At 46.0% G+C, this 20,023-nt stretch carries 17 protein-coding genes; 10 read left to right on the top strand and 7 right to left on the bottom strand.

The window, feature by feature from the left end; translation table 11 throughout:
* Positions 1 to 94 precede the first annotated feature (94 nt).
* Entirely contained in the window at positions 95 to 1,003 is a 909-nt protein-coding gene (gene nagK / locus R7Q11_RS12710; RefSeq protein WP_005377586.1) for an N-acetylglucosamine kinase, read from the top strand.
* Between the two features lie 198 nt (positions 1,004 to 1,201).
* On the opposite strand, the gene R7Q11_RS12705 is transcribed toward nagK, so the two are convergent.
* From R7Q11_RS12705 to R7Q11_RS12680, 6 genes are all read right to left on the bottom strand, one after another.
* Complete coding sequence (locus tag R7Q11_RS12705) at positions 1,202 to 1,468, bottom strand: DUF2960 domain-containing protein (RefSeq protein WP_005377584.1); 267 nt, start codon at positions 1,466 to 1,468, stop codon at positions 1,202 to 1,204.
* Between the two features lie 74 nt (positions 1,469 to 1,542).
* Complete coding sequence (locus R7Q11_RS12700; RefSeq protein WP_225466489.1) at positions 1,543 to 3,321, bottom strand: bifunctional molybdopterin-guanine dinucleotide biosynthesis adaptor protein MobB/molybdopterin molybdotransferase MoeA; 1,779 nt, start codon at positions 3,319 to 3,321, stop codon at positions 1,543 to 1,545.
* Positions 3,318 to 3,905 (bottom strand): molybdenum cofactor guanylyltransferase MobA, encoded by a 588-nt coding sequence (gene mobA / locus R7Q11_RS12695; RefSeq protein WP_025441842.1) that lies wholly within the window; start codon positions 3,903 to 3,905, stop codon positions 3,318 to 3,320. Before mobA ends, R7Q11_RS12700 begins: the two co-directional genes overlap by 4 nt.
* Positions 3,883 to 4,602 carry an energy-coupling factor ABC transporter ATP-binding protein gene (locus R7Q11_RS12690; RefSeq protein WP_225466488.1) on the bottom strand — a complete coding sequence of 240 codons (720 nt, stop codon included), beginning with the start codon at positions 4,600 to 4,602 and terminating at the stop codon, positions 3,883 to 3,885. The genes mobA and R7Q11_RS12690 overlap by 23 nt, the downstream gene beginning before the upstream one ends.
* Positions 4,603 to 4,652: 50 nt before the next feature.
* Positions 4,653 to 5,351, bottom strand: a complete 699-nt coding sequence (locus R7Q11_RS12685) for an ABC transporter permease (protein WP_042522953.1) — start codon at positions 5,349 to 5,351, stop codon at positions 4,653 to 4,655.
* A 6-nt stretch (positions 5,352 to 5,357) separates the two neighbouring features.
* Positions 5,358 to 6,176 carry a substrate-binding domain-containing protein gene (locus R7Q11_RS12680; RefSeq protein WP_042522955.1) on the bottom strand — a complete coding sequence of 273 codons (819 nt, stop codon included), beginning with the start codon at positions 6,174 to 6,176 and terminating at the stop codon, positions 5,358 to 5,360.
* A gap of 334 nt (positions 6,177 to 6,510) precedes the next feature.
* Here R7Q11_RS12680 and R7Q11_RS12675 point away from each other — a divergent pair, with 334 nt between their 5' ends.
* From R7Q11_RS12675 to R7Q11_RS12665, 3 genes are all read left to right on the top strand, one after another.
* Positions 6,511 to 7,962, top strand: coding sequence for a sigma-54-dependent transcriptional regulator (locus R7Q11_RS12675; protein WP_025766656.1), 1,452 nt, complete (start codon positions 6,511 to 6,513; stop codon positions 7,960 to 7,962).
* Entirely contained in the window at positions 7,952 to 9,991 is a 2,040-nt protein-coding gene (locus tag R7Q11_RS12670; protein WP_025766655.1) for a cache domain-containing protein, read from the top strand. Before R7Q11_RS12675 ends, R7Q11_RS12670 begins: the two co-directional genes overlap by 11 nt.
* Before the next feature lie 216 nt (positions 9,992 to 10,207).
* Entirely contained in the window at positions 10,208 to 11,800 is a 1,593-nt protein-coding gene (locus R7Q11_RS12665; RefSeq protein ID WP_025766654.1) for an ABC-F family ATPase, read from the top strand.
* Positions 11,801 to 12,040: 240 nt separating this feature from the next.
* Here the strand turns inward: R7Q11_RS12665 and R7Q11_RS12660 are convergent, their stop codons facing one another.
* A complete protein-coding gene (locus R7Q11_RS12660) occupies positions 12,041 to 12,865 on the bottom strand; it encodes a formate dehydrogenase accessory sulfurtransferase FdhD (RefSeq protein ID WP_005377552.1) in 825 nt (274 codons plus the stop codon).
* A gap of 323 nt (positions 12,866 to 13,188) precedes the next feature.
* Between R7Q11_RS12660 and R7Q11_RS12655 the strand changes: the two genes are divergently transcribed.
* From R7Q11_RS12655 to R7Q11_RS12630, 6 genes are all read left to right on the top strand, one after another.
* The gene (locus R7Q11_RS12655; protein ID WP_005377550.1) at positions 13,189 to 13,653 is read left to right on the top strand and encodes a DUF3305 domain-containing protein; all 465 of its coding nucleotides are present in this window, start codon (positions 13,189 to 13,191) and stop codon (positions 13,651 to 13,653) included.
* Positions 13,643 to 14,272: a DUF3306 domain-containing protein gene (locus R7Q11_RS12650; RefSeq protein ID WP_213907956.1), complete on the top strand. Its 630-nt coding sequence runs from the start codon at positions 13,643 to 13,645 to the stop codon at positions 14,270 to 14,272. Before R7Q11_RS12655 ends, R7Q11_RS12650 begins: the two co-directional genes overlap by 11 nt.
* A 308-nt stretch (positions 14,273 to 14,580) precedes the next feature.
* Positions 14,581 to 16,242, top strand: a complete 1,662-nt coding sequence (locus R7Q11_RS12645; protein ID WP_225466487.1) for a 4Fe-4S dicluster domain-containing protein — start codon at positions 14,581 to 14,583, stop codon at positions 16,240 to 16,242.
* A gap of 9 nt (positions 16,243 to 16,251) precedes the next feature.
* The gene (locus R7Q11_RS12640; protein WP_017820684.1) at positions 16,252 to 16,878 is read left to right on the top strand and encodes a molecular chaperone; all 627 of its coding nucleotides are present in this window, start codon (positions 16,252 to 16,254) and stop codon (positions 16,876 to 16,878) included.
* 73 nt (positions 16,879 to 16,951) lie between these two features.
* Positions 16,952 to 17,152, top strand: a complete 201-nt coding sequence (locus R7Q11_RS12635; protein WP_005377542.1) for a twin-arginine translocation signal domain-containing protein — start codon at positions 16,952 to 16,954, stop codon at positions 17,150 to 17,152.
* Positions 17,153 to 17,162: 10 nt separating this feature from the next.
* On the top strand, positions 17,163 to 20,018 hold the full coding sequence (locus R7Q11_RS12630) for a formate dehydrogenase subunit alpha (protein WP_021033875.1): 2,856 nt from the start codon (positions 17,163 to 17,165) through the stop codon (positions 20,016 to 20,018).
* Positions 20,019 to 20,023 lie beyond the last annotated feature (5 nt).

The raw sequence follows: 20,023 nt of genomic DNA, 5'->3' as shown, positions 1-20,023 counted from the left end.
GCAGGCGTACAGATATGGATAATGCCATCAGTTTATACTTTTGACTCTAGCCATTTTTGAGAGTCGTTTGAAGCATTTTTTAGGAGAGAAATACATGTATTACGGCTTTGATGTCGGCGGCACTAAAATTGAATTTGGTGCATTTAACGAGAAGCTTGAGCGTGTAGCGACGGAACGTGTACCTACACCAACAGACAACTACGAGCTGCTGGTTGATACCATTGCGGAATTGGTGAACAAATACGATACAGAGTTTGGCTGCGAAGGTACGATTGGTCTTGGCCTACCAGGTATGGAAGACGCCGATGATGCAACGGTACTAACAGTTAACGTTCCTGCGGCAAAAGGCAAACCACTTCGTGCTGATCTGGAAGCTAAAATCGGTCGCAGCGTAAAAATTGAAAACGATGCAAACTGTTTCGCGCTTTCTGAAGCCTGGGACGAAGATCTTCAAGATGAACCATCTGTACTAGGTTTGATCCTTGGTACTGGTTTTGGTGGCGGCTTTATCTACGAAGGCAAAGTATTCTCTGGCCGCAACCACGTAGCGGGTGAGGTGGGTCACACACGTCTTCCTATCGACGCATGGTTCCACCTAGGCGAAAACGCACCATTACTGGGTTGTGGCTGTGGCAACAAAGGCTGTTTAGATAGTTACCTATCGGGTCGTGGTTTCGAGCTTCTTTACGCGCATTACTACGGCGAAGAGAAGAAAGCGATCGACATTATTAAAGCGCACGCAGAGGGTGAGGAGAAAGCAGTAGAGCACGTCGAGCGCTTTATGGAGCTGCTAGCGATCTGCTTTGCAAACCTGTTTACTGCAACAGACCCACACACCGTTGTACTTGGTGGAGGCTTATCTAACTTCGAATTGATTTACGAAGAGATGCCAAAACGCATCCCTAAACACTTATTGTCTGTGGCTAAGTGTCCTAAGATCATCAAAGCAAAACACGGTGATTCAGGTGGTGTACGCGGCGCTGCGTTCTTAAACATCAAGTAGCGACTGAAACCTTACTCGATACAAAGTAAGAAATTTAAAGCCCCGTTTAGACCATCAAGGTAAAACGGGGCTTTTTACTTATAATCGAAGTAACTCATATACCTAAGTAATTTCGGTATGCTCGGGTATGGATCATGAACAAAAGTAGCATGCATAAAAACTCACGGCGAATCGTGAGTTTTCTGTTTGCAGCTAAGCTTATTTATTCTTTTTGCCTACGCCGAGGTTTTCTTTTTGAGCTAGGGTGATTTTACTAAAGCCTAACTTTCTGAAGTAGTTGTCGCGGTAGTTGCGCACTGCTTTAGTGTCAGACACTGCTTCGATTTGTTGCTCCATCTTTAGGAACTCAGTGATATCGATACCTTCGGCTTCTGCAACTGCTTCTTGAATGTTGCGGTGTTGCTGGTATGAGAACGTCAGTTCTTTGTCTTGGTCTTTGTAAGTGTAAAGAATGGTGCGAGCCATAGCTGTCTCTCTGAAAAGGTTTCTGTATTAAACAAAAAGGCCAGACTCGCTGACCTTTGAATTTCTAGTTTGAGCTAGATTCTGCCTTGAAGTGGGATAATTGTCACGCTTTCTCCCGCTTTTACTGTATCAATAGCTGGGGAGATTTCGATCAAACAGTTCGCCTCACTCATTGAACGCAGAATACCAGAACCTTGCTTGCCTGTTGTACGAACGGTTAAACGGCCAGTTTCATCCAGCTCATAGACGCCACGGCTAAACTCGGTACGACCTTGGCGAGAGCGCAGATTTTCTGTCGCAATGGCACTGACTTTGAGTGGCTTCCAACCTTGTTCACCTTGCATCTTACGCAGAGCAGGCTCAACAAAGTTGATGAATGAAACCATCACCGCCACAGGGTTACCCGGCAAACCAAAGAAAGGCTTATCGTTGATTTGACCAAACGCAAGCGGACGACCAGGGCGCATGTTGATACGCCAGAAATCAATTTGCCCCAGCTTATCCAATGCCAGCTTAATGTAATCGGCATCGCCAACGGATACGCCGCCAGAAGTCATCACTACGTCGGCTTGCGCAGAAGCATTTTCGAGCGCTTCAATCATCAATTGCTCGTTATCTTCTAGAATGCCGAAATCCAAGATCTCGCAGCCGAGCTTTTCAAGCATGCCCATGATGGTAAAACGGTTGGAATCGTAGATAGAATTCGCTTTTTGCTCTGTTCCCGGCGCTTGTACTTCGTCACCGGTGGAGAATACGGCAACTTTCAATTTGCGGAACACATTCGCTTCACCAAAACCAAGCGAAGCGATCATGCCCATTTCTGGAGAGGCTAGGCGAGTGCCTGCGGTAAAGACGTCACTGCCGATAGTGAGATCTTCACCTGCTTGACGAACGTTTTGGCCTGCTTTGATATGCGCACCGTTAAAGGTGACCTTGTCACCTTCTTGAGAGGCTTGCTCACGCATGACCACTGTATCGCCGTTACGTGGTGTTGGTGCGCCAGTCATGATCTTAACTGCTTGACCAACTTCCAGAGGCTGATCGTAAGCATGGCCTGCCATCACTTCAGCAACCACTTGGTAGCTATCGCGGTCTACATCATCACTGCGGATGGCGTAACCGTCCATCGCGGAGTTGGTGTACTGCGGCACGTTTACTGGTGAAATGATATCTTCCGCGAGAACGCGGCCATAGGCGTTTTCAATCTTGCATGCTTCTATTTCCGAAACCGTGTTCACCAAAGAAAGGATTTTTTCTTGGCCTTGAACCACAGAAAGGAAAGCCGGAGAAAGAGTGTCGCAACATGCGGCGTCTTTCTCTTTAGATTTTGGTGCTTTTGCATCTTGAACGTATTGAAGAACAAATTGAGCGATGGCATCCAAATCATTGATGTTCATTTGAGGGAGCTCAGAATCTAACTCCGCACTGTCGGAAGCGATAGCAATGATGTTTTCATCGTGAGGGTAAAGCCAAGGTTTACCCACTTCTTCACGGTGCAATTCAATTTTAGGAAACGCGATGTTTTTACAGCCTTCGACCAAAACTACATCGAGCTTGTCTTCATCAAAACGAGTTAAGAGGTATTCAAACTCCGCTTCGGCTTCTGGCGTTTCTGTCATTAACGCAAAACGGTTGCGAGAAGCAATCAGCATTTGAGACGCGCCGGCTTTGCGTAAACGGTAGCTGTCTTTACCCGGCTTATCGACATCGAAGTTGTGGTGCGCATGTTTTAGCATGCCAATGCGTAAACCTGCTTCAGTCAGCTTTGGCAATAGGGCTTCAAGTAGCGTGGTTTTGCCTGTGCCTGAATAAGCTGCAAAACCAAGAATAGGAATGTTTAGCGTGTGTTTCATGATTCTAATTGTCCAAATTGCGCCAGTTCTTCCGGAGTGTTCAAGTTGACGAAACAGTTTGGTGAGTCGCTAAAGTCAACGTAACTGGTGTTGCACTCTTTGTAGAGCAGAATGATTTTGCGGTCGCCACGTTCTAAAAATGCGGTGAGTTTTGGCAGTACGCGCTTGTGGTAGAGCGTGAAAACAGGTTGCTGATGGTCACCATCATGAGCGACCAAAATATCGCTGTCTTCTTTGACTGCCTGGCAGAAACGCTCGACAAGGTCGGTGTTAATTTGTGGGCTATCGCAAGGTACAAATCCGACCCAGTCAGTTTCAGCATGCATCAAACCCGCGTGAATACCGCCCATAGGTCCAGGGAAATCTTTGAATTGATCACTAAATACGAAACCAAATTTGCTGTACGCATCTTGGTTTCGATTGGCATTAATTAAAATGCGTGGTGTTTGTGGAGATAAACGTTTAATAACGTGTTCGATGAGTGGCTTCTGATTTAATTCAATCAGACCTTTATCTTTTCCACCCATACGGCTGGCTTGGCCACCAGCCAAAATGACCCAACTAGTTTGTGTTGGTTGAAGCATATGCATTCTCTTGGGATGTTTCTTTTGGTATGACATACAACAGAGGAGACTCTATCAAAGTCTTGTCTTTAATCCACCACTGTTTTTTACATAAGTCGGTCAGTGCGTTGGTTTGATGGCTTGTCACCACGATACTGGAACCTCGATCCAAAAGATCTTTCGCCATCACCACCAATCGCTCAATGGACTCTTGGTCTAAAGACGCACTTGGCTCATCCATCAATAAAATCGACGGTTTTAAGATCCAAGCTCTTGCCATGGCAACACGCTGTTTTTCACCGCCGGACAACACGGAGATATGTTCGTCCGCTAATGTTTCTAAACCTACCATGCGTAGTGCGTGAATAACTTGAGCTCGCTTATCTTTTGGTGTGTCTTGTTGATATTTCACTCCATAGACTACGTTCTCATAAGCAGTGCCGTCAAAAAGGTAAGGAGATTGATGGAGATAAATCACATCGACACGGCCGTTGCGGCGCGTCAGTCTTTTCAGCCACGTATCTTTTGGTGCAACAACATCGCCAGTAGAAGGTTTTAGCAAGCCAGCAAGGATTTTGAGTAGGGTAGTTTTGCCCACACCATTGTCACCCTTGAGATAAATGGCATCATTTGGGCCGATGGCTAACTCAGGGATGTGAAAAAGCACACGCTCTTTAAAGCGCATGGATAACTGCTCGGCGGTGATTTTTATAGTCATAATGCGCCTCTACATGGGGTTAATGGTGAGTCGTTTGTTTGCTTCATGTTTTATGTTCTGAGGTAGCCTTTGCCTCTCATGCTTGATAAGAAGAAGTTTAGTGCCAACGCTAAAGATAGTAATACAATTCCTAATGCAACTCCTTGCGCAAAAGCACCTTTGCTGCTTTCCATTGCGATAGCGGTCGGAATATTGCGCGTCACGCCCATAATGTTTCCGCCTACCATCATTGAGCAGCCCACCTCGGTTACGATACGTGAGAACCCGGCAATGATAGCTGCAAGTAGAGGAAAGCGGGTTTCCCAAATCATCGTAGCGGCCACGCGCGAAATGGAGACGCCTAGGGTGATGGCGGTTTCCACTGCACGACGGTCGCTAGATTGCAATGCACCATGCATCATCGATACCAAAACAGGGAAGCAGATCACCATTTGGCCGAAGATCATCGCCTTCTGAGTGAACAGCATTTGCCAGTCTCCCCAAGGGCCAGCGCGTGATAGCAACATATACAGCAAAAGGCCAATCACGACGGTAGGAACCGCTTGCAGCGTATTCACGATCGACAGCAAGAACCATTTGCCGCGAAAGTCGGTATACGCCAGTACAAAGGACATTAAAATAGCCGGCAATACCACTAAGGATATTGCCGTGATAGAAACACTAAAGGAGACCGCGACGATCTCCCATAGGTCTGCATCAAAATTCACCAATAAGCGAAGCGCTTCCAGTGTTGTATCAGCAAGATTCATATTGCGTTATTTGATCTCAGCATTCGCAACAAACAGTTGTTTACCGTTCAGGCGGAAACCATTGATAAGTTCCTGACCGCGAGGGTTCACCAACCAATCACTGAAAGCTTTTGCGCCTTGGTAGTTGATTGTTGGGTAACGCTCAGGGTTAACAAGAATAACTTGGTACGGGTTAAACAGTTTTTCATCGCCTTGGAACAGAATTTCTAGATCCAATTTGTTTTGGTAAGCCAACCATGTACCGCGGTCTGACATTGTGTAGCCTTGCATTTCAGACGCCATGTTCAGAGTTGGGCCCATACCTTGACCTACGCTGCGGTAGCCACCAAAGTTTGGTTCGATTTTAGTTTGAGCCCAAAAGCCCATTTCTTTTTTGTGCGTACCAGAATCATCGCCGCGAGAGATGAACGTTGCATTTTTGTTCGCGATCTCTTTGAACACATCTAACACGCTTTCGTCATCTTTGATTTTTGCTGGGTCTGCTTTAGGGCCAACAATCACAAAGTCGTTGTACATCAGCTTACGAGGTAGAACGCCGTAGCCTTTCTCAACGAATGTGCCTTCGGCTTTTGGTGCGTGAGTCATCACCAAATCTACGTCACCGTTTTCGCCCATTTTTAAGGCTTTACCCGTACCTGCAGCAATAACATCGACTTTGTAGCCCGTGTCTTTTTCAAATTGTGGAAGCAGGTAATCAAGTAAACCTGAATGGTAAGTACTGGTTGTGGTTGCAAGGCGAACATGTTCTCCGTCTTGAGCAGAAAACGCAGAGTAACTTACAAGCGTGATAGACGTTGCAGCCAGAGTTAGCGCAATTTTTTTCATTTTTATGTGTTCCTTTCCAATGATTCTTTGGAATCTCTCCAGGTTTTAGGGAGAAGCCTTTTTGGACGAGAGCGATTAGCGTAATACGCAAGTTGTCTTAGGGTGTTGGAATAAGCAAACATCAACATCCTGAGATCACTTAAATGCGCTCCGTATCCACCTTATAGCAAACAAGATGCCAACCTTTTACAAGCTTAAAGTGCTTGGTTTATGCACTAAATCATGGGGTTATTTGCATAAAAGTTTGCGTTGGTACAAAATGTCGCACTTTTTGTAGGGTATCTCTGTTTAAACTTGGTACACTCTGTCCCATCGAAATCCATCTGGGGTAAATATGTCTACTCAATCCCATCTTAGTACAAACCAACAATATAGCGCCTTTTCCGTACTGGTCGTCGATGATGAATTAGGCATGCAAGCCATCTTGAAAAAGGCATTGGGTAAGCTTTTTTCACATGTCGATACAGCTGGTAGCATCGAAGAAGCAGAACAACTGCGTAATTCTCGACATTATGATCTGATCTTACTGGATATTAATCTGCCAGGGCGTTCTGGAATTGAGTGGGAAGAAGCGTTTGAAGATGATGACAAACGTGCCGATGTGATTTTTATGACGGGTTATGCGGATTTAGAAATTGCCATTCGAGCGCTACAGCTCGGTGCTTCCGACTTTATCCTCAAACCATTCAACCTTGAGCAGATGTTAAAAGCGGTCAGTCGCTGTATGGATCGCCGTTTGAACGAACGCATGCAGTACGCCATGACACGCGATTACCAACGTCACAATACCTCAGAGATCATCGGCGGCTCAGAAAAAACGCGTCTGCTTAAGCAACTTATTAACCAATTTGCACCATCACGCGCTTCTGTTTTGGTGGAAGGTGAGTCGGGTACGGGTAAAGAACTAGTTGCACGAGGTATCCACCAGGCGAGTGGGCGAACGGGCCCGTTTGTGCCAATCAACTGCGGCGCGATTGCACCAGAGCTTTTAGAAAGTGAGTTGTTTGGTCATACATCGGGCGCGTTTACCGGTGCAAAAAAATCGCGTGAAGGTTTGTTCCGTGTTGCGAACGGTGGCACCTTATTTCTTGACGAAATCGGGGAGATGCCACTTGCAATGCAGGCATCATTATTACGTGTGTTAGAGCAGCGTACGATTCGCCCTGTCGGTTCAGAAAGAGAGATCAGTATTGATGTCCGTATCGTAGCGGCAACCAACCGAAACCTGCAAGAAGAGGTCAATCAAGGTAATTTCCGCAGTGACCTCTATTACCGTTTAAACGTTCTGAAAATTGAAGTGTGTCCGCTGCGAGAGCGCAAAACCGACTTATTTGAGTTGGTGCCATTTTTCAGCAACATGCTGACGCGCGAGCTAGGTATGCCCGCGCCCAAATGGGCGCACGAGGACATGGAAGCCATGAGTGAGTACGATTGGCCGGGAAACATTCGTGAGCTGAAAAACTTGATTGAGCGTTGTATCTTGCTTGGCAAACCACCTGCACACTATTGGCGAGAGCTGAATGGCGGGCATTCACTGCCTAATGTATCGATTACTGTTTCTCACTCAGCTGAGTTACCAACCTTTAAAGAAGGCAAAGAATTTACTGGCGAGGGCTATCCAAACAGCTGGACGTTAAAAGAAGTCGAGAAAGCACATATTAAACAAGTCGTTAACTTGCACGAAGGCAACAAATCAGCCGCTGCTCGCGACTTGGGCGTAGCTCGCAAGACCTTAGAACGTAAATACAAAGAATGGGATTCTGAAGATGAGGAATATGCCGACTAACGGCCCACAGCACAAAGGATTGTCAAAATGGACGCACCGTTTTAAAACCATGGTGCGTTATCGTTTGTTATTCTTAACCTCTGCGCCGATTTTCCTCACGTTGTTAGCTCTGATCGGCATTACCATTTATTGGTCTATTCATTACACGTGGCAAAATGCGCTGCTTGATGTCTCGGAACGTCTTGGTGTTGCAAATAACAGTGTAACGTTGTTACAGCAAAAGCAAGCCAATTACGTGCGGGCGTTTGCCGATTCGTACGATTTCCGTATTCGCATTAATCAAGGAACGCCACAAGGTGACCTGCAAAAGTGGGTCACAGAGCAGAAGAAAAGATATGCTTTAGATTTTCTCTCTTTCCAACGCGTTAATTCCATGGAAAACAAATTCCGCTTTATGGATCTCACCAAGCGCGAATCGTTTTTTGATGTACTTAATAAAGAAGAACTCGAACGCCTCGATCCTGAACTCGCCAAACGAGCAGAAGTGCCTATTCTTGCTGATGGTGACAGGGAGGCGCGTGGGTTAGTCAGTCGAACCGTGATTCCGGTATACAGCCAAGCGAACGATTTGATCGGCTTTCTGGATGGTGGTTTGCTCCTTAACAATAGTACAGTGCTGGTGGATCAAATCCGCGATCTCATATACTTAAGTGATAATGACCGCCTTCGCCCTGTGGGTACGTTGACTGTGTTTCTCGATGATTTGCGTGTGAGCACCAACGTTCCTTTAGACAGCGATCACAGGCTAGGGCGCGCCATAGGAACTCGCGTGAGCGCAGAAGTGTATAACCAAGTACTTTCTAAGGGTGAACAGTGGGTTGATCGCGCTTATGTGTATGACGCTTGGTATATTACGGCGTATCAACCAATCAAAGACCAATACGACAATGTTATTGGTATGCTTTATACCGGTTACCTAATGTGGCCATTCGTTAAAGCCTACATGACCAACATTGCCGAAATCAGCTTGATTACGGTTATGTTATTGCTGGTTTCTGGCGTGATGGTATATCGCGGTTCTTATGATCTGTTTCGACCGATCGAACGCATTCATAAAGTGGTGAAGCAGGTCCAACAAGGTAAAGAAAAACGGATTGGCCCGTTAGGATTAGATGCCGATCATGAACTTGCGCAGTTAGCCAGACAGTTTGATGATATGTTAGACGCGCTAGAAGAGCGCAAAATTGAACTGAAAAACTCCGCAGCTCAACTTGAATGCAAAGTTCAAGAGCGTACGGCAAGCCTGAGAGAAAAAACCCAAGATCTTGAACTGCATATTCAATTGCTCAACCAAACCCGCGACAAACTCGTTGTTCATGAAAAACTGGCAGCGCTGGGAGAACTCACCGCGGGGATTGCTCACGAAATTAATAACCCAACCGCCGTGATTCTTGGCAACGTAGAATTGATCCATTTTGAATTGGGTGACGATGCAAGTCGAGTACAAGAAGAAATTGATGCGATTCACGCGCAAATTGATCGTATCCGCAATATCACACGCAGTTTATTGCAATACAGTCGCCAAGGCGGTGTTCAAGATGAAATCACTTGGCAACATGTCAATCCTATCATTGATGAAAGCATCACCTTGGTTAAAACTGGCACCAAGAAACGCGACGTTGAGTTTGTGACTGACCTACAAGCGCATACGTCCGTTGAGATAAACCGTCACCACTTGCTACAAATCTTAGTTAATTTGCAAATGAACGCCATTCACGCAATGAGCGGTAAAGGAACATTAACAGTAGTCAGTGAAGACTGGATTGAAGAGGGCGAAGTGAAAGGAGCCGCGATTCATGTTATCGATGAGGGCTGCGGTATTAAACCAGAAAACTTGAGTCGAATCTTCTCGCCATTTTACACAACTAAACGAGAAGGCACAGGGTTAGGGCTATCGGTCTCCCAAAGTATTCTCAGCCAAACGGGTGGTGAGTTAAAAGCAGAGTCTGAATGGGGAACAGGCAGTAAATTCAGTATTTATTTACCTAAAAAAGCCGAACTGATCCTAGAGGTGACGAACATCGCTTAGTCACTTTTTTGAAGTATTAATGGAAAAAGAGCCACTGACGATAGTGGCTCTTTTTTGTATTTAATGACGCATTTATGTTTACGCTTTTGCTTCTTAGAAACCTTACAATGATTTCACTTGGAGTGAATTAATAAAAACAACACTTGCAGTATGTAGCACGAACAAGTACCGTTGCCCGGTTTTTCTAAATACACCCCAATTGCTAAGGTAAAGGTTTTGATCTCCACAGCGAATATTACTCAACAATTCGGCGCTAAGCCGCTATTCGAAAACATTTCAGTTAAGTTCGGCGAAGGCAATCGCTACGGCTTAATTGGAGCTAACGGTTGTGGTAAATCAACCTTTATGAAGATCCTCAGCGGCGAGCTTGAGCAAACCAGCGGTAACGTAAGCTACGATCCAAACGAGCGCGTTGCAAAACTGAACCAGGACCAGTTCGCTTACGAAGAATTTACTGTAATCGATACCGTTATCATGGGGCATAAAGAGCTATGGGAAGTGAAGAAAGAGCGTGACCGCATCTACTCACTTGCTGAGATGAGCGAAGAAGACGGCATGAAAGTGGCTGACTTAGAAGTTCAGTTTGCTGAAATGGACGGCTACATGGCAGAAGCCAAAGCGGGCGAGCTTCTTCTTGCTGTAGGTATCCCAATGGAGCAACACTTCGGTCTAATGAGTGAAGTAGCACCAGGTTGGAAACTTCGTGTACTTCTAGCGCAGGTTCTATTCGCAGACCCAGATGTGATGCTTCTTGACGAACCTACCAACAACTTGGACATGGACACAATCCGTTGGTTGGAAGACACGCTAAACGCGCGTAACTGCACAATGATCATCATTTCGCACGACCGTCACTTCCTAAACTCAGTATGTACACACATGGCTGACTTGGACTACGGTGAACTACGCGTTTACCCTGGTAACTACGACGAGTACATGACGGCGGCTTCTCAAGCTCGCGAACGTCTACTAAACGACAACGCGAAGAAGAAAGCACAAATCGCTGAGCTACAAACGTTCGTTGCGCGTTTCTCTGCAAACGCATCGAAAGCAAAACAAGCGACATCTCGTGCGAAGCAAATCGACAAGATCAAATTGGACGAAGTGAAAGCGTCTAGTCGTCAAAACCCATTCATTCGTTTTGAACAGTCTAAAGAGCTGTTCCGTAACGCTCTGATTGTAGAAAACCTGAGCCAAGGTTTTGAAGAGGACTTGTTCTCAGACTTCAATGCAATTTTTGAAGTGGGAGAGCGCGTTGCGATCATCGGTGAAAATGGTGTGGGTAAAACAACACTTCTAAACACGCTTGCTGGTGTACTTGAACCGCGTGCTGGTGAGTTCAAATGGTCTGAAAATGCAAACATCGGTTACTACGCGCAAGACCACGCGCATGACTTTGCAGAAGATATGAATCTAACGGATTGGATGGGTCAATGGCGTCAAGAAGGTGATGACGAGCAAGTCGTTCGTGGTTTCCTTGGTCGTATGCTGTTTGGTCAAGATGACATTAAGAAGTCAGTAAAAGTACTGTCTGGTGGTGAACAAGGTCGTATGCTGCTTGGTAAGTTAATGATGCACAAGCCAAACATGCTGCTAATGGACGAACCAACCAACCACATGGACATGGAATCAATTGAATCTTTGAACACGGCGCTTGAGCAATACAAAGGCACGTTGTTCTTCGTCTCTCACGACCGTGTATTCGTAGACTCACTAGCAACGCGTATTATCGAAATCCGCGATGGTAAAATCACAGACTTTAAAGGCACTTACTCTGAGTTCCTAAAATCTCGTGGTGTTGACGCGTAATTACTCGCAAAGCGTTTAAAAAGCAAAAGCCTCGCTATTTAGCGAGGCTTTTTTGATATTTGGCCTTAATCCTTAAACTGACCGGTTATATACGCATAGAGCCCGACCACGCCAAAGGTAATAATCATAGAAAGCATGATACCGCTGGGCGTAAGCAGAAAATTCCACAATTGGTCATTATTCATAGTCCACATCCTCTGTGAATCCGCATTATTGGTTTTAGTTTACACTGAAAAGGTGTTATTGGTTGCCTTTTACATCAAATTCAACCTTGTCGGCTCCTGTAAACACTTGGAAGCGCAAACCTTTCGCACGCGCAATGGTCGTAATACCAAATTGCTTCGCTAGATCTAACCCCATTTGAGTAACGCCAGAGCGAGAAAGCAGAACAGGAATGCCCATTTGAGCCACTTTAATCACCATCTCTGATGTAAGGCGACCAGTTGTGTAGAAAATTTTATCTTCACCTGTTTCTTCTTTGAGCCACATCTCACCTGCAAGTGTATCCACTGCGTTGTGACGGCCGACATCTTCCACAAATGACAACACTTCATTACCTTTGCAAACCGCACAGCCGTGTACTGCGCCCGCTTTTTTGTAGGTGTCGTTGTAATGAGTTAACGCTTCCAGCGCAGAATAAATTTCTGACTGCTTAAGAGAAACTTGAGGCACTTGATAATTTTCAAGCTGCTTCATCACGTTGCCATACATGGTGCCTTGGCCACAACCTGAGGTGACGGTTTTCTTTTTCAGGGCGCCTTCTAAGTGTTCAGTGTTTTCTTTAGTAATCACCGCTGCGGAATGCGTTTCCCAGTCAATAATAACGGATTCAATCGCGGCTGGATCGGACAGGAAGCTTTGGTTTTTTAAATAACCCAGTACTAGTGCTTCTGGACGCGAACCTAGCGTCATGAGCGTGACCACTTCTTTCCAGTTCAGCATGACCGTAAGAGGACGCTCGCAAGCGATTTGCTTCGTGAGCTTTTCGCCGTACTCGTCGTACACATCGACTTCAATGGTTTGCAGGGGATTTTCACTGGTTTTAATAATATTTGGTTTCAGCACAGTCGTGTCCTAGTGATTAAGAGCGTTAGGTTGCTACGCATTTTAGCTTGTTAAGTGGCTAGCAAATCTCATTCCAAAATAGCGGTTCCCACAGAAATTGCGAGGTTTTATGTCAACAATGCATTAAAACTGCGAGTTCGCAGTAATGACACATCAATACATTTGAGTTTCGTCTAGTTTGGTACTTATAGCCTGAGGGAGTATATAGACTAAGTTATATCAGCTTGGCGCGTTTATTGCTTCGAAGACAATAAAAATGGTCGAAAACGGGGGCAAAATCTCCTGTGTGTTTTCAGACCAAAAATAGAAAGACTGGGTGAGTTATGTCGGATAAGAAAGATTTCGAAAAAAATTACGAAAAGACTGAGGATACATGGCCAATCGGCGTAGAGCTTGTTGAGCATGAGATCAGTACAGGGATTTGGGTGACAACCCAATGGCAGTTGACAGGATTTGCGCTGAATCCGACGGAAGAGACTCCAGATGTTTGTCCGTTGCAATTACATAAAGATGAACGTACAGACTACCGCTTTAACTTAAGCTCTCAGCAACCTAAACTCTTTTTAGTGATGGATAACGTCGAGTCTGGTGAAAAACCAGCGATACAGTTACTGACGGCTTCACAATCTGTTGCGGCGCAATATATGGATGGTGATAACCTTGTACTATCTAACGATATGCCGTTAGCCGTTCAGGCTTGGATGGAAGCCTTTATTGGTCGTCACGGTGAGTTGTTAGAAGTAAGACGCAAGAAACGCAAAGGAGCAGGCAGAGCAAATGGCAACTAGTTTTTTAAGCCGTTGGTCGAAACGTAAACTAGAAGAATCTTCCCAACATGCTGAAGAGATCACGCCGATAGCAGAGACGGAGCAATCCGAAGATAGTGTCACAGCGCTTTCAAACGCTGACGAAAGCTTAGATGCTTTGAACGTCAATGAGGATAGTCAGGCTCCAGACATTACCGCGAGTGTAGAGACTGAAAAAACCGAAGAAATGTCTGTGGCGCAACTGCTGGTTTCTGAAGCTTCAGAAAGTGTTAAGAAAGCCGCGCTGCGCAAAATGTTCTTGTCCGAAGAATTTAACGTGCGTGACGGCCTAGACGATTACGATGATGATTACAGTAACTTAAAGTCACTTTCTCAAGACGTCGCTGAGACGCTGCGTGATTGGGTTAAAGACAAAGTGGAAGACGAACCAGACGCTGAAACTGCGCAAGGGTCTGAGCTTAGCGCTAACGATATCGCACCAGAGGTAGTTGAAGACGCAGAGTCAAACACCGACAAAAGTGGCCAAATTACTCAAGATGAAAATGAACTGTATATAAATACAGTTCCTGGCGAAAGTGATACTTTTGCTGAAGAATCACAGCCTAACGAGGTGAGACAAAATATACCACACAAAGAATAGGTACATTTTGACTAAACACTCAATGAGCCGGCTGAGACAAAATGTCTCAACCGGTTTTTTTATCCCTACTATTTGTCAGTAAAGTTGATAACCTATTGATTTTAAGTTGATATTTTATTGGCATGACACTTGCTATCTGTTGCTCAATACCAATCTGGTTGAAGTTAGTACGGACGCACTGCGTAGTATTCATCGCCTGTAGACGGCGGAATAAGAATGCTCATTGATAAGTTAATCAGCAGAATCTCCGGCGCTAACTACACTAAGAGATGGAAAAGACTATCCATGTTCATAAATGGAATTGAGCAATGCTGAAACAATTATTAGAACAAGCAACTTCCAATAACGGTAAAGCGAGGCTGTACGCTTTCGAAAATACCGTAGAGTTGACCAATCTTATTCCACCAACCGTAAGCTATGAAAGCGGCGGTAACACCTTGATTGTGGGCCCAACAGCAATCATCGAAAGTGCGGCAGCGCAATTGTCGCAAATGAACAGCCTAACGCTGCTTTCTACCGATGGCGAAAAGGGCACAAATCCCGAGCTTTATTACGCCAATTCGGTTCAGGTTTCAGGGTTCTTAGGTACGTTTGAAGTTCTGATTGAAAATCATGGTTTGACCAACAACCTTGCCAAGGTCGCGACCAATAGCGATTGTTTCGATATCGTACTCGATCTTTGCCTTAACAGCTGCATGTCGGAAGAAGTCCCAGTACCGGGCTACTACCCAGTAGGTCGTGGCTATCCGAAACTGGCTGAAGCGTTGGAAGAGATTCCAACCTTAATGGGGACGTTCGATAAACCGAAATTCTTCCGTTTAGATACCGATTTATGTGCACACAGCTCTCGTGGCGTAAAAGGTTGCGAACGGTGTGTGGATGCTTGTCCGGCAGGGGCACTATCGAGTGAAGGCAGCGACAAAACGGGCCATCGCATCGAGATCAACCCATACCTATGTCAAGGCGTGGGTACTTGTGCTACAGCGTGTCCGACAGAAGCGATTCATTACGCACTGCCAAACCCTGAAGATACGCAAAAGTTTATTGAACGTACGCTAGCTAACTATGAGCAAGCGGGTGGTTTAGATCCTATCGTATTGATTTGCAGTTCTCGCCACGAGAGCTACAACGTGATGGCACTAAAAGCACTGCCAGATAATGTGATTCCAATTGTGGTGGAAGAACTGCCTTCGGTTGGTATTGATACTTGGTTCGCCGCGCTTGTGAATGGTGCTACTCAGGTGCTGTTTGCGGCTTCACGTTTTATGCCTCAAACCATTATTCGTGTGCTTAATAGCGAAGTAGGTATTGCTCAAGAGCTGCTCGATCAGCTTGGTATCGCCAAAGAAACCATCGACATTCTGTATCTAGAGTCACTACGTGAAGGTGCTCCGACACTTTGTACCGAGTCTTTTGATTTGGCATTAGGAGACTTGCAAGGCAACAAACGTCAGCGTCTATTTACGGCGTTGGATGCGTTGTCCGCATCACGTATTCCAGTTGAGAACATTGTTGAACTTCCAGCGAACGCACCTTACGGCACAGTCTCTTGTGAAAGTAAAGATTGTACGTTGTGTATGAGCTGTGTGGCGGTGTGTCCAACACGTGCATTGCATACGGACGGTCGATCTCCGTCACTTAAATTCGTCGAGCAAGACTGCATTCAATGTGGGCTGTGCGAGAAAGCGTGTCCAGAGAAAGTGCTGACGCTTACTCCTCGTATGAACTGGGTGAAAGAAGAACGCCAGAAAGCGGTTGTGATTCATGAAGAAAAGGCAGCCGAGTGCATTCGTTGTCACAAGCCTTTTGCTCCGCAATCGATGATCGACATGCTACAAAACAAGTTACGCGGTCACTCTCACTTCTCTGATGAAGCGGCGATCAATCGTATCGCGATGTGTGAAGACTGCCGTGTGATCGACATGTTTGAGTCGATGGCAGAAGACCCAATGAAACAACTGAAATACTAGGAGCTCGCAGTGGACACACAACAAGAACAAACACTGAGAACAGACATTTATCTCGTTCTATCTGCACTTTTTCGTAGTGCGCCTAGTGATGAAATGCTGGCGTTCCTGAAATCGCTAGAAATTGAACCGTCTGAGAGCGCGATGCAAAAAGCTTGGCTCGCACTGCAACAAGCCGCGAACGAAGCGCAGCGAGAAGCGTTAGAAGAAGAATATCAAGATCTGTTTATTGGCATTGGACGTGGTGAAGTTGTGCCATTCGGATCTTGGCATCGCACTGGCTCGATGATGGAAAAACCGTTAGCGGAAATTCGTCGCGATTTGGATCTTTTAGGCATCGAACGAGAAGAGAACGTGAAAGAGCCTGAAGACCATATTTCTGCACTGTGCGAAGTGATGGCAATGCTGACAGGTGAAGAGGAAGAACTTCAACAAGCGGTGTTTAACAAACACATCGCCCCTTGGTTCCAATCTTTTACGCGCCAACTAGAGAGCGCAGAAAGCGTGAACTTCTACAAGCCAGCTGCACAGCTTTGCGATGCGTTTTTAACGTTAGAGCAAGTGCGCTTTAGCGTGAACACCAAAAGCAGTAAGAACAAATTAAAAATTGATGTGAAAAACGTCACTGATTACGAGTAATCGAGCAGTACTTGGTCATATCGATAGAGAGGCATGAGTCTCCAAAGATCTACCGTAAGGTAAGGAAGCAATGATGAAAGATAATAAAGAAATAAACACAAGCCGTAGGGATCTCCTAAAAGGCTTCACAACCGCTGCCGTTGCCGGTGCTGTTGTTGCGGGAACCACGAAAGTGGCCGTTGCTTCAGAAACGGTTGAGCCTTCTGAAAATGACGTGAAGAAGAAAGGGTATCGTGAAACTCAACACATTCGCGATTACTACGACACACTTTAGGAGATAACGGATGAAACTTGTCAAACGCTCCGACAGTGTGAGCAAAGAAACGAATCAGCTTGGCGTATCTCGTCGTGCATTCATGAAAAACACTTCGCTTGCCGCTGGTGGCGCAGTGGTTGGTGCTAGTCTATTCGCACCGGGAATGATGAAAAAAGCGCAAGCAAAATCAGTCGATCCAGAAGCGAAAACAGAAATAAAACGTACTATCTGTTCTCACTGCTCAGTGGGTTGTGGTATTTACGCAGAAGTTCAAAATGGTGTTTGGACGGGTCAAGAGCCTGCATTCGACCACCCATTTAACGCCGGTGGTCACTGTGCAAAAGGCGCAGCACTGCGTGAACATGGCCACGGTGAGCGCCGTCTTAAATACCCAATGAAGCTTGAAAACGGTAAGTGGAAAAAGCTTTCTTGGGATCAAGCGATCGAAGAAATCGGTAACAAGGTGATGGACATCCGCAAAGAGTCCGGTCCTGATTCGGTTTACTTCTTGGGGAGCGCAAAGCACAGCAACGAACAAGCGTACTTGTTCCGAAAAATGGCATCACTTTGGGGTACGAACAACGTTGACCACCAAGCGCGTATTTGTCACTCAACAACCGTGGCTGGTGTAGCGAATACTTGGGGTTACGGTGCGATGACCAACTCTTTCAATGACATGCACAACTGTAAGTCGATGCTATTCATTGGTTCAAACCCAGCTGAAGCACACCCAGTAGCGATGCAGCACATTCTGATCGCAAAAGAGAAGAACAACTGTAAGATCGTCGTAGCGGATCCTCGTCGTACACGTACGGCAGCAAAATCGGATCACTATGTATCACTTCGTCCTGGTTCTGACGTAGCATTCATTTGGGGTGTGTTGTGGCACATCTTCGAAAACCAATGGGAAGATAAAGAGTTCATCCGTCAACGTGTATTCGGTATGGATGAGATCCGTGCTGAAGTGGCGAAATGGACGCCAGCAGAAGTTGAGCGCGTAACAGGCGTAAGCGAAGAAGACGTTTACCAAACAGCAAAACTGCTTTCTGAAAATCGCCCAGGCTGTATTGTTTGGTGTATGGGTGGTACTCAGCATACTACTGGTAACAACAACACACGTGCTTACTGTGTGCTTGAGCTAGCGCTTGGTAACATTGGTAAATCAGGCGGCGGCGCAAACATCTTCCGTGGTCACGATAACGTACAAGGCGCAACCGACCTTGGCGTACTTTCTGACACGCTACCGGGCTACTACGGCCTTTCTGAAGGCGCTTGGCGTCATTGGTCAAAAGTGTGGGAAATCGATTACGAATGGATCAAAGGTCGTTTCGATGACAACGCTTATAGCGGTCAGAAACCAATGCACAGTGCAGGTATTCCTGTATCTCGTTGGGTTGATGGTGTACTGGAAAACAAAGACAACATTCGTCAACGCGAAAACATCCGTGCAATGTTCTACTGGGGACACGCAGTGAACTCTCAAACACGTGGTGTTGAGATGAAAAAAGCGATGCAGAAGTTGGACATGATGGTGATTGTGGACCCTTACCCAACGGTTGCTGCGGTAATGAACGACCGTACCGACGGCGTTTACCTGCTTCCTGCAACAACACAGTTTGAAACACACGGCAGCGTTACCGCATCTAACCGTTCTCTACAATGGCGTGATCAGGTGATTGAACCTCTGTTTGAATCAAAACCAGACCACGAAATCATGTACCTGCTTTCGAAGAAACTGGGCTATTCCGATCTTCTGTTCAAAAACATCCGTGTTGAAAACAACCAGCCGGTGATTGAAGACCTAACGCGTGAATTCAACAAAGGCATGTGGACGATTGGTTACACAGGCCAAAGCCCAGAGCGTTTGAAAGCGCACCAACAAAACTGGCATACGTTCCACAAAACCACATTGGAAGCGGAAGGTGGCCCTGTCAACGGTGAAACCTACGGTCTACCTTGGCCATGTTGGGGTACACCGGAAATGAAACACCCAGGTACACACATTCTGTACGATACGTCTAAGACGGTTGCAGAAGGTGGCGGTAACTTCCGTACGCGCTTTGGTGTGGAATTTGAAGGCAAGAGCCTACTTGCTGAAGACAGCTATTCGAAGGGCTGTGAAATCAAAGACGGTTACCCAGAGTTCACTGACAAGTTGTTGAAACAACTTGGTTGGTGGGACGATCTAACTGCTGAAGAGAAAGTGGCAGCAGAGGGTAAAAACTGGAAGACTGACCTTTCTGGCGGTATTCAGCGTGTCGCGATCAAGCACGGTTGTATTCCATTTGGTAACGCGAAAGCGCGTGCGATTGTTTGGACGTTCCCAGACCGTGTGCCACTGCATCGTGAACCACTTTACACACCACGTCGTGACCTTGTAACGGATTACCCAACTTGGGAAGACAAAGATGCAATCTTCCGTGTTCCTACGTTGTATAAATCCATTCAAGAGCAAGACAAATCGGGCGAGTACCCAATCGTTCTGACTTCTGGCCGTCTGGTTGAATACGAAGGTGGTGGTGAAGAGACGCGTTCAAACCCTTGGCTTGCCGAGCTTCAACAAGAAATGTTTGTTGAAGTGAACCCGAAAGACGCGAACGATCTTGGCTTTAGAGATGGTGATGATGTTTGGGTTGAAGGTGCAGAGAAAGGACGAATCAAGGTGAAAGCGATGGTAACACGTCGTGTGAAACCTGGTTTGGCGTTCATTCCGTTCCACTTTGGCGGTAAGTTCGAAGGTGAAGACCTACGTCCTAAATACCCAGAAGGTACACAACCTTACGTTGTTGGCGAATCGGCTAACACGGCAACCACTTACGGTTACGACCCGGTTACCTTGATGCAGGAAACCAAAGTAACCCTATGTAACATTCGTAAAGCGTAAGGAGT

The sequence above is a fragment of the Vibrio sp. 970 genome, assembly GCF_033339075.1.
This window is presented reverse-complemented; position numbering and strand designations above follow the sequence as displayed.